This is a genomic window from Halopenitus salinus, from assembly GCF_055397165.1.
This window is the reverse complement of the sequence record NZ_AP043852.1, coordinates 12,075-25,961: the sequence shown is the minus strand read 5'-3', so window position 1 is coordinate 25,961 and position 13,887 is coordinate 12,075. Positions and strand designations below refer to the sequence as shown.

Below are 13,887 nucleotides of genomic sequence, written 5' to 3'. Positions count from 1 at the left end.
ACATTACGAATTTATCAGATCAAAACGTATGAGTCAACACGGGCATGCTCACGAAGAGACGGAAGAATATGAACTAACAACCGAAACAGGCAGCAGTACGCGCCGACTTGCCCTCGTAGCGGTCGTCAATTTCCTTGGCTTTCTTGCCGAATTGGCTGGTGGACTCCTCTTCGGTTCGGTTGCTCTCATCAGCGATGCACTCCACATGCTATTCGACATGCTTGCATACGCGATGGCGTTCGGCGCGAGCTACACCGCGGAACGATTCGAAGGCGGTGCTGAGTGGTCGTACGGACTCCATCGACTGGAGCCGGTTGCTGCGTTTCTCAACGGGATACTGCTCGTTCCGATGGTCGGGTACATCCTGTGGGAATCATATCAACGGTTCCTGGACCCGGTTGAGATCGATCCGACAATGACGCTGATCATCGCCGGCGGCGGCTTGCTTGTCAACTTGGGATCGGTCTATATCGTACAAGGGGGCGAGATGAGCCTCAACGAGCGCGGCGCATTCTATCACCTTCTCGGCGATGCCGGTGGATCAGTCGCGGTGATCATTTCGACACTCGCCGTCGTCACGTTCGATTTACCTGTCGCCGACCCGGTGGCTGCCATCTTCATCGGCGTGTTAGTGCTCGTTTCGGCAGGAAAGGTACTCCGCGGAAGCACCTCAATTCTCTTAGAACGGAGCCCTATCTCACCGGATAAACTTCGAAATAAACTGACAACTGTCGATGGCGTTGAAGACGTCGACGACATACACGTCTGGCAAGTATGTAGTCAGTTGACCGTAGCAACAGTGCGTCTTCAGTATGAGCCCACATCACTAGACCAACATCAGGCGATCCGCTCTCGCGTCCATCAGCTTCTTTCCGACCATGAAATCGATCACGCAACCGTCGAACTAGTGGGTGAGATTGAGATGGACCCGGAGATTGCCGACAACACGAGTCACAACCACTAATTTTCAAATGACAGAAATAACGACACGGATTCAGTCTGTCGGGAGTGCAGTTGGGCTCACGTACGGCTCAACGGTTATTGGGTCGATAATTGTCACCATCGTTGCCGCACTGCTGGGCGCATTCGGGGTCGATGTAACCGCTCGTCCATCGTTGCGCCTCGTAATGAGCACGATCTTGTTACAGGGGGTGACATTCGGAGGGCTCTCAATCCTCTATCTCAGATTCCGAGATCTCGACTTCGAATTCGTTTCGCTTTCGATTCCGGACAGGCGAGATGTTGCTGTAATCATCGGGGGGATAGGTACACTTCTCGGATTGCTCATTGTCTCATCACGCGTTATCTCCTCGCTCGGACTGGAATCAGCAGAAAACCAAGTAGTAACAGTTGGTCAGCAAAATCCGACAGCTTTTCTAATTCTCATTCCTCTATCATTTCTGCTAGTCGGTCCGGGCGAAGAGCTGTTATACCGAGGACTGGTTCAGGGGACACTCCGAGAAACGCTACATCCAACCCGTGCAATCGTTCTTGCGAGCGCCCTCTTCGCATCGATCCATCTCTTCTCGTTGAGTGGAGAAGGGAAGCTCGTGTACGTCGGTATCGCATTCGTTCTAGCTCTGGTACTCGGTACGACCTACGAGTACACCGATAACCTCGTTGTTCCGGCTCTGATTCACGGTGCGTACAATGCGATTCAATTCACGAGCGCGTATCTGACGGCAACAAGTGGAATGTAACTGTCTGCTATCTGTGGGTCTCAGATCTCAGTTCTTTCGACAGCAAACCCTCAGTTTGCTTGTGAAGCCCGTCCGACTGTTGCCGAACATATTCGCTTGCCTTCTCAAAAACAGGAATTTTGCAGTCCTCGTTTGTCGCGACAGCCCAATGTGTCGAATGAACCATGACGACACCTTTCGGCGCCCCCGGAACCGGACTGTCCCGGCGAGAATTTCTTGCTGCGACCGGCGTGACGGGCGTATCGGCGTTGGCGGGCTGTTCATCAAAAACAATTAACGCCCCGACAGCAGCTACAGGCACACCGAGTGAAGCCCAGACGACATCGTCTGACCTTCCCTACACCAGTCCTCCGACGGTGGTCAACGTCGACGAGCAGGGAGGCTCTGTGACGATGGGGACGCAGCCGGCACGACACGCCGTCCACCCGCTCGATTCAATGGGTGGTCCAGTTGAGTTGCCGCGTGTCTGGGCGTGGCAGGCCGACGACAACGATCCGAGCGTTCCAGGCCCGATCCTCCGTACGACCGAAGGTAACGACATGGAAGTGACGCTCGACAACACGAACGGGCGTAGACCGCACACGATCCACTTCCACGGTGTCACGAAGACGTGGAAAAACGACGGCGTCCCGACGTCGACCGGGATCAAAGTTCCCGCGGGCGAGAAGCACACCTATGAGATTCCGGCGAACGTTCCGGGGACGCACCTGTATCACTGCCACCTCCAGACCCACCGCCACATCGATATGGGGATGTACGGGATCTTCCGGGTCGATCCCGAGGGCTACGAACCGGCGGACCGGGAGTACTTCATGACGATCAAAGATTGGGACTCGCGGATCCCGAAGAAGTGGGCTGGTGAAGCGGACTTCACGTACAACACGGCCTCACGCAATCCAGACGTCTTCACCGTTAACGGGAAGAGCGCGCCCCGGACGCTCCACCCCGAACAGGGCTCTCCGATCATCGTCGATAAGGGCGATTTAGTCCGCATTCACCTCGTCAACGGTGGGTACATGTCCCACCCAATGCACATACACAACCACCGCTTCCAGCGCGTTGAAAAGGACGGCGGGATCGTCCCGGAAGCCGCCCGACACGACATCGACGTCACGAATATCGCCCCCGCGGAACGGCACACGATCGAGTTCACGGCTGACGCGGATCCCGGGATCTACCTCATGCACTGCCACAAAGTCAACCACGTGATGAACGGGTCGTTCTACCCCGGCGGCATGCTTACCGGGGTGGTGTACCGCTCCGTCATGGACTCGGACATCTTCAGCCAGCTCATGGAGTACGCCGGCTACGAACCGAACTGACACGATCAGAGACACCTTTCTGAACCATCCCGAACGGGACTCTACAGAATGGTCCCACGCGTATACAGACTCCCGGGGAGGTCACGCAATGCGTCTCGGAGGAGCGAGGAAGAGACAGATAATTGTGTGCGGATCACAAATCACTCGTAATGGCTCTGAGAGGCCGTGGAGAGAATGCAGATGGCGACGGACCGGGGCCTCGGCGGAGGTCGATCCGACTGCTCATCCTGATTTCTGTCGGGGTTAGCCTCCTTTCGCTGATCCCAACAGTTTCGGCCCACGGTGGCGCTGAGTCGTCGGGTCTCTCACAGTCGCACGGACTGGCGATCGCAGGTATCGGCGCCTTCGCAGTCGGTGCGCTCGTCCTCCTCAAGCGAAGGGGGAAGATCTCACCGAGAACCGCACTGTACGGAATTGCGGTCGGCATCGGAGTTGCTATCGTCGGCGCTATCCTCTTCGAGGGACTGGCTCCGGATCCGACGTATCAGGCGGATTCAATGCCGTTTCCGCGGTCGTGGTATCAGCCGCTCGCGATAGGAACTGGCCTGTTAGTCGTGGTTGCGAGTTTCATCACCGGACTCGTGCGATGGACGACACGTCCCCGGTATATGGCTCTGGGAATGCTGCTTGGCGGCTGGATACTGTATCCGTATCTGCTGCCCGGCTTCAGCGGCTACACCAACCCAATAGGGTACGGGATCGTCATCGCGACACCGCTGCTCGTCGGATACATTCTCTGGAAGGACGTAGGCGCGGCGCTGTCGACGATCCTTCAGGATCCGGTGGCGCGTCGGTTCGGATTCAGCGTCGGAGTCATGGTGAGCCTCTTCTTTATGGCGACGACAGGATACCTGTCTTTCTTCAATGAAGAGGGGGACCCGCAAGAAACGACTGTGACGGTTCTGAACGTACTGTATCAGATAGTGCGATGGCCAACCCTTGAGGTATTGCTTCCCGATATCCCGTTTTTCATCGCAATCTCTCCTGGAGTGGTCATCGTGCTCGGACTACTCGGCGTCCTCGTGGGGTTGAACGCGGCCGCCGTCGCTCACTCGTGGCGTCTCGATCGGCAGGCGGGGGCGACGCAGAGCACGGCCGGGACAGCGACGGTCGTCGGTGCGTGTACGTGTGGATGCTGTGGCCCACTCGTCTCCCAAGTCGCCGTCATCGCGGCCGGCCCGACGATCGCGGCGCCGATATACTGGATCTTCGTCGATTCGGCGTCGCCGCTCAGTTCAATATTCCTGTTAGGGAGCATCGCACTGTTCACCGGCACGCTGGTGTATTCGATTGACTCCCCAGCACCTGTCCGACAAGAGTCGTCTGAGATCAGTACGGGGATCACAGAATAGACATTCCGGCCACGCCGATCCTCGGTTACTGGTCCCAGCGAGCCCTATTGAGCGCGAAGTGACGATTAACGGGCTAGTAACTCGGATTAGGACGCCTCGGACGGGGGATACTGTGGCTCTAGCGAGGAAGTACCAATTAGGACCGCTACGGGCTAACGCGGAATTCACCATGTTTCATTCCGAGGAAGTACGCGACCACGGAGAACACGATCATCGAGGGAAGAACCATCATGAAGACGGTCGAGGGTGTCATCACCATGGTCAACGCGACCGTTGCGACGGCGACAATCACAGCGAGCGGAATCACTGAGCGCACGAAATCAAATTCCATAGTAGTAGTAGTAGCGTCTGGACAGGAATAGTACTTTACCAACAGAAGCGATATGGATCCAGTTAGCGACTACAACGATCGGATCAACGACGGGGGGAACGATGGACAGCCACTCTCCATACTTCGTCAGTAGAACGACCCGGAATCAGGTTCGTTCGGAAATATACCTCGCTACCCGAGGAGTTTCCGGCGAGTGTTTACCGCGAGCACCCCACCGCCAGCAATGACCGCAGCCGCTGCCGTCAGCGGATTGAAGAACCCGACAGCCAACGCCGTGAGGGCGATGCCGTTGTAGGAGAACGCGAGGAGATTGTTCTGTTTCACGCGACGGCGGGCCGCTCCCGCGAGGTCGAAGGCGGTTTCGACGGAGCTGATGTCGTCGTCGACGATCGCAACATCGGCGGCGTCGGCGGCCAACGCCGTCCCGCCGCCCAGCGAGATACCGAGGTCGGCGGCAGCGAGCGCCGGCGCGTCGTTGGTGCCGTCACCGACCATCGCGACCTGGCCGTTGGATTTGAGCCGCCGGATCGTCGCCGTCTTCCCCTCCGGCGGAACCGTCGCAAAGACGTGCGTCACGGCGTCGTGTCGCTTGAAGAAGTCTGTCGCCTCCTCGTCGTCGCCGGTCAGGACCACGATCTCCGTGCCTCGTTCCCCGAGCCGAGAGACGGTGTCGTCCCAGCCCTCTCGCGGCTCGTCCCCGACGACGATCAGTCCCTCTGCCGTCCCGTCGCGACCGATCACAACCGGTAGCTGACCGAATCCCTGAGCGTCGGCGACCCGAGACCGGATGTCGTCGTCGACGGTCCACCCCTGTTCCGCGAACAGATCGAGGTTCCCGACGAGAAACGACGTGTCGCCGATCACGCCGTCGATACCGGACCGGTGGTTCGTGAACTCGCGTATCCGATCGGCGCGTTCCGCTCCAATAGCGTCATCTACCGAATCCGACTGCTCCTTTGTGCCGTCACCCCCGTTACTGCCCGCGAATGCCGTCGTGATAGCGTTTGCGGCGGGGTGTGACGCCCGTTGTTCGAGCGCGGCGACAGCGTCGAGCAGCTCGGGGGGCGCGTCCGCTTCGATCACCTCCATCTCCCCAGTTGTGAGTGTCCCCGTCTTATCGAAGACGACGATATCGACGTCGCGGAGCCGTTCGAAGACTGTTTCGTCGAAGATGATGATCCCGCGCCGGAGCGCACTGGAGAGACTCTTCGCGACCGACAGGGGCGTCGCAAGTCCGAGAGCCCACGGCGAGCCGGCAAGGATGATCAACAGCGCGAGGAGGACGGCATCTGGGAGACCAATCCCAAATGCGAGTACACCGACGCCGCCGACCGAGACAGCGGCTCCGACGACGAGGGAGACGGCGTACGACGCGAGTTGATCGGCATGGCGTTGGACGGCGTGAGTCGCGCTCTGTAGGTCCCAGACGGCGGTCGTTATCCGGTCGATACTACTCGTTACGTCTGGGCCGACACGGACCAACGCTGCACCGTCCGTCACGATCGACCCCCCGATCACGTCGTCTCCGGCGCGTTTGAGCACCGGAAGCGATTCACCTGTCACGATCGCTTCGTCGACGGTACAGCTGTCTTCAACCAGTTCACCGTCTATTGGAACACGTTCGCCCTGTCGAACGAGCACGACATCCCCTGTATTGAGATTCTCCACGCGAACTTCCTCAGTCTCTCCGTCCGAGTCGTACGTTCGTGCACTCTTGACCTGTGATATGGTGAGCTCGGTGAGACGATCAAGTGCCCGCTGTTTGATTGACGATTCGTAGAATACCATCGCGGTAACCGCGGCCGTGACGATGATCGCGAGATCAAAGAAAATGTCGTTTTGCCCGAGGATAACGGCAGCCGTACTGTACGTGTACGCGCTGATGGCGGTGAGCGCGACCAACAGATCGGTGTTCGGGCGTCGCATTTTGAGACTGATATACGCGCCACGCAACACTGGCAGACCGGTAAAGACGAGAATGATACCAGTCATCACGAAATACAGTCGGAGAAATACGAATGCCCCTTGGCTGTCTAACCGAAATGCGCCCTCAAATATTTCGAGCACTTGCCAGTCGAAAATCGACGCGAGCTGCGCTGGATAGAGGATCGCAACGTATGGGACCAACAGAAACACACCGAAGAGGAATCCAACGGAGTATCGCATCCCCAAGAGCTGGTCGTCTCGGCGCTTTCGAATCCCACCCATCTCCCGTGATCGACGTGTCGTGCCACCGGCCTCTCCCACGTCTGATGAGGCATCCTCACGGAGATACGCCGTGTACCCCAGAGTGCTCAACGCCTCGCGCAACGATTCCTTCGAAGCAGTGTCTGGATCGTGTTCAACTCGGATCGTCTCCGTGACGTAACTCGCCTCGGCGCTGGTCACTCCCTCTTGTTTCTCGGCGAGAGATTCAAGATACGCCTCACACGTCGCGGAGTACATACCGTCGATCCGGAGAAACGTCCGAGAACGATGCTGATCAGTAGGAACCGCGTCTTCCTCTTGATCGATCCTGTTCTCAGTTGTCTGGGTGGTATCGAGGGAATCGGGAGCTCCAAGCGTCGTGTACACATCGTGGCACCCACTTGAACAGAATGACCGCTCACTAACAGTCTCGAATGTGGAAGATTGAATCACACGGCCACACAAGTCACAGTTGCCAGTCATATCTCAGTATCGGTGGGTCCGTCTATCTGTCCGATATCAGATCGATATAAATAGAGATGATGGTACACTCTTTGTTTCCCAAAGTGCTTAAGTGGTAGAGTGTCAATTGCTTATACCTCGGTACGCAGGTCGTGTTTATGTCTTTGTTGCTCTCTCCTACTCAGACACATTCTGTAGTAAATATCGTGTCGATCGATGATGTCCACGCCTATACAGTACATCCTGTCGATAGTATAATATATAGGAGGACTCAAAAACATAAATAATAGTATATTTTAATAACGAAACGAAGGCACGCATCAGATCCATCCTCCGAGGTTGTGCGTTCGGACCCGGTTCCGAGAATAATCGCAAGAATGCAAGCAGATGGTTTGCTACACAATCTGCATAATGTACAATGCGCACGAAATCTGAATGATGAGGGAAATCACCCAAATCCAATGTTAGTCGTTCGTAGCTTGCTCGCTCAGCATCCCCACAACTTCCTGAACACGTTCCGCATCGGCTTCGATACCACGCTCCCGGAGGATCTGGAGGGCGACCTCATCACCATGATCCGCAATTACCCGGAGACACGCATCTTGAAACTCTCTTCCCTCAAATTTGGGAACATCAAACATAGAGCACGCAGCAGTTACCGATGATCGCATCCGGGTGACGCCATCCCACGTGTCCTCCCGGACATAGAAGCCGTGCATATCGGTCTCATCAAAGGAGAAGGCCGGTCCACCGGTGGATTCGTCCACATCCTCCTCATCCTGCTCAGGAATGGACTCAGTCTCCGACTCTGTGTCCTCAGTAGTTATCTCTTCATCCGGTTGCGGTTCATCCTGGGTGTCAGTACGTTCGTCGTCATCCGATTCGGCTCCTTCCCCCGTTTGTTTGAGCTGTTCAGCGACGTCCCCGAAACGGTCGTCCTCATTAGGCATGGCTGTGTTCCTCCACGAGGTCCGCTAAGTGGTCGAAATTCGTGATCTGGTCGCAATCTTCGTCGAACTCCGAGACCGGCATTCCTTGCTTGAACGCGCGAGAAATCGCGGTCCGTTCGCGAATCCCTGGCTTCGGAATACTATCGATGGTGCGTCCCGAATCATCGAGGGCATCGAAGATCTCCGGGTCCACACGAGCGTACTCGGGGACGAATGAACCGAACTCCCGGTTGAGATTTTCAACGAGAGTCCGATGCTCGTTGCGTTGTCCCATTGTTTCGCGAATCATATTCGGAGTGACTGCGAGGATATCCAACCCGATATTCTGCCGGATTGGGGAGATCTGGCGTTCAATCATCTTATTGAGGCCGTTGATCGAGCCAGCACGCGGGATTAGCGGGATTATGACGCGCTGGACGGCGATGAGGGCGTTGTCGGAGAGTTTTCCACGGCCGCCTGCGGCATCAATTATCACGTAGTCGTATCCGTTTTGAATGAGCGGATCGACGACGTTCCGTCGAAGCTTCACGTCTGCGAACCGTTCGTCCTTCAGCCTCGTCTCGACGTTCTCGAGCTCGTTACTCGACGGGAGTAGGTGAACGCCGAAGTCCGTCTCTATAAGCAGGTCTTCGGGGTCCTCACCATCGATAAGGGCGTCACCGAGGTTCGCATCTCGGTCGTACGTATCGTCGTATCCCAACTGGGTCGTCATGTGCCCGTCCTTATCCAGATCCAATAGTACCGTCTCATGGCCACGAGCAGCGAGTCGATCAGCGATGTTGAGCGCGATCGTGGATTTCCCTACCCCTCCCTTGAGCAACGAGACAGCTGCTCCGGGGAGCCCTTCAAACTCGTCAGCACTCATAGCTCAGCACCCCGTAAGAAGCGGATTTTGTACATTTTGTAGGTAATGTACATTGGGTAGATGTTAAAGGTTGCGCGAGTTTTGTCGATAATGTACGTTTTGTACTGGTCATACGCGGTCAATGAAGCTCGTCCATGTTAATTCTGTGTCAGACAGATTGCGTACGCTATCTACATAATTTACATTTTGTACATTATGTAAATTGTTGGCGCAATCTCAATTGTCATAGTCACCGTCGACTCTACGCAATCTACATAATTTAGATTATCAGCATTTCACACGTATTCATCGCAATCTTTGCCACCCACACGAACCAATTGAAGAAGCCCAATTTGCATTATCTACATTATCCACATTATGTGGATTGGCTATGAGATCTACATTCTTCAGTCATTCAATAGGAGAGCCCTGAGTGATAGAACTCAGACAGAGCCGTTCTACCCAGTCCTCTAGTAAGTCTTTTAACTGTTACCGGATTATTGGTAACCACCAGATGTATGAGGTGCTCGACGACACCGCGGCGCAGGTCATCCTCACTATCGAGAGTGGTGACTCCATCCGCCGTGTCGCCCAACACCTCCACACACCGTACGAGACAGTGAGACAGGCCGTCAATCGGCTGGAAGACGCAGGCTACGTCTCCTATGACGACGGCCTCTCAGTCGTCGACGAGCGCGTACGCGACGCAGCACTCGAGCTCGTCGCTGCCAGCGCCGGCGTCAGTCCACCCTCCATCGAGGAAACATACGTCGTCCCTCAATTCGGTGACTGGCCGTTCGCGTTCACGCGGATCGACGCCGTCTACGTGTGGACTCAGGGCGGCTACCAGATCGGTCGCGAGCCCGACGACTATCCACTGTTCCTCGCTGTTCGTGAGCAGGACGTCGACGCCTGGGAGGGGTTCTTCGAGTCCTTCGACCTCCCGACCGCATTCGAACGACAGCCCCAAGACGAGCTTAACGAACCGCTACAGATGGTCCTCGAGCCCCGCCCATCACTCGACATCGAATACGTCGAGGGGTACCCGGTGATACCGAGAGCAGAGGCGATCGAGTACATGCGCGAGAACTACGCCCAGTTCCAGTCGGCGCTGGCGATGCTCGACCAGATGTACGAGGACCTCGACCTCGGCGTCACGTATCGAGAGACCGAACGGGCCCAGCCATGAGCTTCAACAACCGAAGTGACGCGCTCATCGAACTGCTCGAAGAGCTCATCCAAGAAGGCCACGAGTACGTTCTCGTCGGCGAGTACGCTGTCTCAGCGTTCAATGCTGAGAGCGCGAAAAACTAGAGTCAAACAGTCCTCGGACACAGCGGTTCGATCACCCGTCGTGGTCAATATACCCGGCTTCCCATTCAGTCCGAGCTTCGATCTCTCTAGTGCCCCGGCGAGTAGTGTTGTACTCGTTGGTCCGCCGGTCGCGCTGACTTTTTTCGATGAGTCCCTTCTCAACGAGCGTGTCAAGGTTGGGATAGAGCCGACCATGATGGATTTCCTTTTCGTAGTAGTCCTCGAGCTCGTCTTTGATCGCGAGTCCGTGGGGGTCATCAAGTCCGGCAACTACGTACAGCAGATCGCGCTGAAAGCCAGTGAGATCGTACATGTCACAATTTACTCGTTCGAGTTTTGAAATACTACTGATCTGGCTCTGTTTAGAGCTAAGGGATTCATCACTCCTCTCGTGGGTCACCAACCGGTATTTCACCATATTCTGGACATGAGAACCATCCCTGTCCGAATGCTCCACCCATCCCTTGGTCCGGGTTCCATTCGTGTTCATCCCCATAATGTGGATAGTCTACCAGCGGAGGGTCAATCTCCAACGTGATCGATGAAATCCTCAGCGAGACCCACGCAGAATTGAGCATCACTTATCGCTCTCTCACCATCTGGTGTGTCAAATATGAATGATGGCCCAACGTCAAGTGCGGGTGCTCCATATTTCGCTAGTTCATAGAACCGTTCCCAAAACTGAGTTAGGAAAATTGCCCTGATTATCTCATCTTTCCGCTCAAAATCGACAGGTACTGAATTATTGAATCTATCTGTCTCGTGAGAACTAAAGGAGATGTCATGAGTTGGTTTGAACTCTTCATCTACGGCTTTATACATCGACTTAACGGCGATCTCAATAGATAACTGACAATCAATAATTATATTTTGTATGTGTCCGCCAATATCTCTCGTTTTGTCCCCATCTCTACTTGCCAACCAAATCAGATGCTCATCGGGGATCTCATCCAAATCCTCACCTGCTACAATTTCATCGGTTCTGGTGTCCATTGGTAGAAAATCTGGGCCGACATTCTTGTTTGTCACTCTATCAACGACCGAGTCTAGCCGCCGCCTTGCTTCGTTAACTTGCGTTTTTGCGTAGTCCAGATTGTCAGTCTCATTATTCATGATCTCTGGATGTAAATTGCTACAGATATATCTTTCCACAATGTAGTTACTAGTACCAAAGCATCTAGAAAATAAGCCAGTAGGAGTTTCCCCACTAGCTTCAATCCGGGACTACTTCACTAGTCCAGATGGTAGTTTCGAACGGTTGTAGAGGTGAGGTGATACCGCACCGGATCTGGAATTAGGCTGATTTTGTCAAATGTGTCGGGCATCTCGAAGTGGTCCGACTCCTCGGTTGCTTCCACTACCTCGTTGAGTTTCTGTCTCCGACTTCGGGGTGTTCCAATATCGAGGTAGTTTTCGAGGTCATCAGGGCCCGTTCCGACGTAGTCGGCTACTTCGTCCCGGAGTGTTTCCCCATTCTCGTTGAACTTCTCAGGCTCCTCCGTGCGGGGAACGGGTGTGCCTCCGTCCGTCGTCGGAGGATCCATGCTCTGGATATGGTTTTTTGCCCGGGTGATTTCTTCATTGACAGCCGGCGGCATGTCGTCGCCCATAGGGAACTCGCCGTCACGTTCACGGATGACCCACCAATCCGGATTGGTAGGGTCAGTGGAGCCGTGAATAATTTTGGCATCCTCTAGATTGCTGACCACCGTACCGGTATTATGGTCAAGGGCCAGATCCATCTCCTCCAAGGTTTCTTCTAGTTCCGACTTGGAGAGATCGAGCCCTTGGGGTCGAGTTCCAACCCAGTAATGGGCTGTGAGTGCCTTGATTTGATCCTCAAGGCTGGGGTGATTGTGGTGTCGATTCTGCAGATCGCTGATGAGGTCTTGCAAACTCAATGTCTGTTAGGTGACGAAGGGTTTCTTCGCCTCTCCGCAGTAAGATTTATAAATCGACAGAGATAGCACCTCACTGTCGTCACCAACGAAGTGCTTGCTCCGAAGAGGGATCGTTCGGACCTGCTGCCACAGGTTCGAACCCATCTGACTTTTCCAGTTGTGTATCATCTTTAGTTGCTTTCTTTCCACTTGCAGAAAGGCGGTTGGTGTATTTAAATATTTCGCAGATAAAAATTCTTATACAATTTTTTAGGCATGCCAAAATAGAGGGGTTAGGGACCCACAACCCCCGAGATACTAGGTAGAGTTTGTTCTACAAAGTTGCCAGATCAGCATAATCAGCGATTTCAACACTACTTGAATGAACCTCCACACCATGCATAAACGGTTTTTTAACTCCTTGAAGCCGGAAAACGGGGGAGTATAACCGATCTACAACTGTTCCCGGATCGCCGGCACTATTGTTTGCGGGTCGGGCTGGTCGTCGAACTCGTCGATATTCGCTTCGAGGAGGTTGCAAATCCAATCCGCCGAGAAGTCATCCGCTTTTCGACGTACTGTTCTACGAATGCGTGCTCTGTTGCAGTTAGAGCACCACACCCCATCTTATTCAACTCAATTGTGACCTAATTGGCTCTGTTGAAATCCTCAGCAGCTGATAGTTTTTCACCCAATCGCTCAGTACAGAGTATGTACAGAACACTTAACCAACACCCAAAACTGTGAGTGAATATGTCCGATGACGACAAGGCGAGGGCAGAATTACAAAAAGGCGAAAGGCATTGTAAAGAAGCGGGTTGTAAGACTCGAATCGGAACAGAACACAGGTATTGTCCTGATCATCGTTAATGCTATCCGGGTCTTTGATAACTTCTGCTGCAATAGGCCTCTTTGTATTTCAGGCGACGGTACATCTATTTGTTAACCCATATTCCCCAATTCAGGAACCGACAAGTCCAAACGCAAATCAAATGGTTGCTCAGCGCGGTTCCCGCGCGATTGGTATCTTTGCGGTTGTTCTTGTGGTTGTGAATTTTATTATTGACCCCACTTCTGAGATAATCAACGTAGAATCTCTCGCATTAGTAACTACGCTGATCTCGGCTGGCTTCCTAATGCTGGCATTTGTACTCGAAGTTATCGGAGGTCTAAACGTATTCCTCTTCAAGATTCAGGAGGACAGTCTGACATATGCAGGTCTGCTACTCTTTACTGGACTCTACTTTGTTCTCAGAGGAGTAGACGCCCCGCCATTGCTGACAATCCTTGTTCTCGTTTTTATTATACTTTCGTGGACTGTCTGGATAGTATATAAAATCGATTACCTTCTGAATATTCAACAGATGGAGTGGGATGCGGTTGATGACAGCCGTTATAATGTAGGTAAACGGGTACTCAACAGGCACAAAGTGAAAATTACTATTCTGGTGTTTTCAATCTTGATTGCTCTGTTGTTCTACGCCTTATGATTTGAAAGGTGATCTAATCGGATAACTTCATATGAGTCTCTGTTGAAATCCTATT

At 54.0% G+C, this 13,887-nt stretch carries 14 protein-coding genes; 7 read left to right on the top strand and 7 right to left on the bottom strand.

The window, feature by feature from the left end; genetic code table 11:
- The first annotated feature begins 28 nt into the window (after window positions 1–28).
- The 4 genes from ACZ5YD_RS00110 (at window position 29) to ACZ5YD_RS00095 (ending at window position 4,374) form a co-directional block, all read left to right on the top strand.
- Entirely contained in the window at window positions 29–964 is a 936-nt protein-coding gene (locus ACZ5YD_RS00110; protein ID WP_379739607.1) for a cation diffusion facilitator family transporter, read from the top strand.
- A 163-nt stretch (window positions 965–1,127) separates the two neighbouring features.
- Window positions 1,128–1,700 carry a CPBP family intramembrane glutamic endopeptidase gene (locus ACZ5YD_RS00105; protein WP_379739610.1) on the top strand — a complete coding sequence of 191 codons (573 nt, stop codon included), beginning with the start codon at window positions 1,128–1,130 and terminating at the stop codon, window positions 1,698–1,700.
- Between the two features lie 164 nt (window positions 1,701–1,864).
- Window positions 1,865–3,022 carry a multicopper oxidase domain-containing protein gene (locus ACZ5YD_RS00100; RefSeq protein WP_379739613.1) on the top strand — a complete coding sequence of 386 codons (1,158 nt, stop codon included), beginning with the start codon at window positions 1,865–1,867 and terminating at the stop codon, window positions 3,020–3,022.
- Between the two features lie 149 nt (window positions 3,023–3,171).
- Complete coding sequence (locus ACZ5YD_RS00095) at window positions 3,172–4,374, top strand: hypothetical protein (RefSeq protein WP_379739616.1); 1,203 nt, start codon at window positions 3,172–3,174, stop codon at window positions 4,372–4,374.
- A 145-nt stretch (window positions 4,375–4,519) separates the two neighbouring features.
- On the opposite strand, the gene ACZ5YD_RS00090 is transcribed toward ACZ5YD_RS00095, so the two are convergent.
- The 4 genes from ACZ5YD_RS00090 to ACZ5YD_RS00075 form a co-directional block, all read right to left on the bottom strand.
- Entirely contained in the window at window positions 4,520–4,705 is a 186-nt protein-coding gene (locus ACZ5YD_RS00090) for a DUF7333 family protein (protein ID WP_379739619.1), read from the bottom strand.
- Window positions 4,706–4,876: 171 nt separating this feature from the next.
- Entirely contained in the window at window positions 4,877–7,375 is a 2,499-nt protein-coding gene (locus ACZ5YD_RS00085) for a heavy metal translocating P-type ATPase (protein ID WP_379739622.1), read from the bottom strand.
- Between the two features lie 443 nt (window positions 7,376–7,818).
- Window positions 7,819–8,304: a DUF7970 domain-containing protein gene (locus ACZ5YD_RS00080; protein ID WP_379739624.1), complete on the bottom strand. Its 486-nt coding sequence runs from the start codon at window positions 8,302–8,304 to the stop codon at window positions 7,819–7,821.
- Window positions 8,297–9,169 (bottom strand): ParA family protein, encoded by an 873-nt coding sequence (locus tag ACZ5YD_RS00075; protein WP_379739626.1) that lies wholly within the window; start codon window positions 9,167–9,169, stop codon window positions 8,297–8,299. The genes ACZ5YD_RS00080 and ACZ5YD_RS00075 overlap by 8 nt, the downstream gene beginning before the upstream one ends.
- Window positions 9,170–9,662: 493 nt before the next feature.
- Here ACZ5YD_RS00075 and ACZ5YD_RS00070 point away from each other — a divergent pair, with 493 nt between their 5' ends.
- Together ACZ5YD_RS00070 and ACZ5YD_RS00065 are read left to right on the top strand one after the other, a co-directional pair.
- Entirely contained in the window at window positions 9,663–10,337 is a 675-nt protein-coding gene (locus ACZ5YD_RS00070) for a helix-turn-helix domain-containing protein (RefSeq protein WP_379739944.1), read from the top strand.
- Complete coding sequence (locus ACZ5YD_RS00065) at window positions 10,334–10,462, top strand: hypothetical protein (RefSeq protein ID WP_379739968.1); 129 nt, start codon at window positions 10,334–10,336, stop codon at window positions 10,460–10,462. The genes ACZ5YD_RS00070 and ACZ5YD_RS00065 overlap by 4 nt, the downstream gene beginning before the upstream one ends.
- Window positions 10,463–10,493: 31 nt before the next feature.
- Here ACZ5YD_RS00065 and ACZ5YD_RS00060 read toward each other — a convergent pair whose 3' ends face one another.
- The 3 genes from ACZ5YD_RS00060 to ACZ5YD_RS00050 all read right to left on the bottom strand — a co-directional run bounded on the left by ACZ5YD_RS00060 (window position 10,494) and on the right by ACZ5YD_RS00050 (window position 12,357).
- Window positions 10,494–10,775, bottom strand: a complete 282-nt coding sequence (locus ACZ5YD_RS00060) for a helix-turn-helix transcriptional regulator (RefSeq protein WP_379739628.1) — start codon at window positions 10,773–10,775, stop codon at window positions 10,494–10,496.
- A 209-nt stretch (window positions 10,776–10,984) separates the two neighbouring features.
- Window positions 10,985–11,575 (bottom strand): HEPN domain-containing protein, encoded by a 591-nt coding sequence (locus tag ACZ5YD_RS00055; RefSeq protein WP_379739630.1) that lies wholly within the window; start codon window positions 11,573–11,575, stop codon window positions 10,985–10,987.
- A gap of 119 nt (window positions 11,576–11,694) precedes the next feature.
- A complete protein-coding gene (locus ACZ5YD_RS00050) occupies window positions 11,695–12,357 on the bottom strand; it encodes a hypothetical protein (protein ID WP_379739633.1) in 663 nt (220 codons plus the stop codon).
- Between the two features lie 977 nt (window positions 12,358–13,334).
- Here ACZ5YD_RS00050 and ACZ5YD_RS00045 point away from each other — a divergent pair.
- Window positions 13,335–13,832, top strand: coding sequence for a hypothetical protein (locus ACZ5YD_RS00045; RefSeq protein ID WP_379739636.1), 498 nt, complete (start codon window positions 13,335–13,337; stop codon window positions 13,830–13,832).
- The last annotated feature ends 55 nt before the right edge of the window (window positions 13,833–13,887 follow it).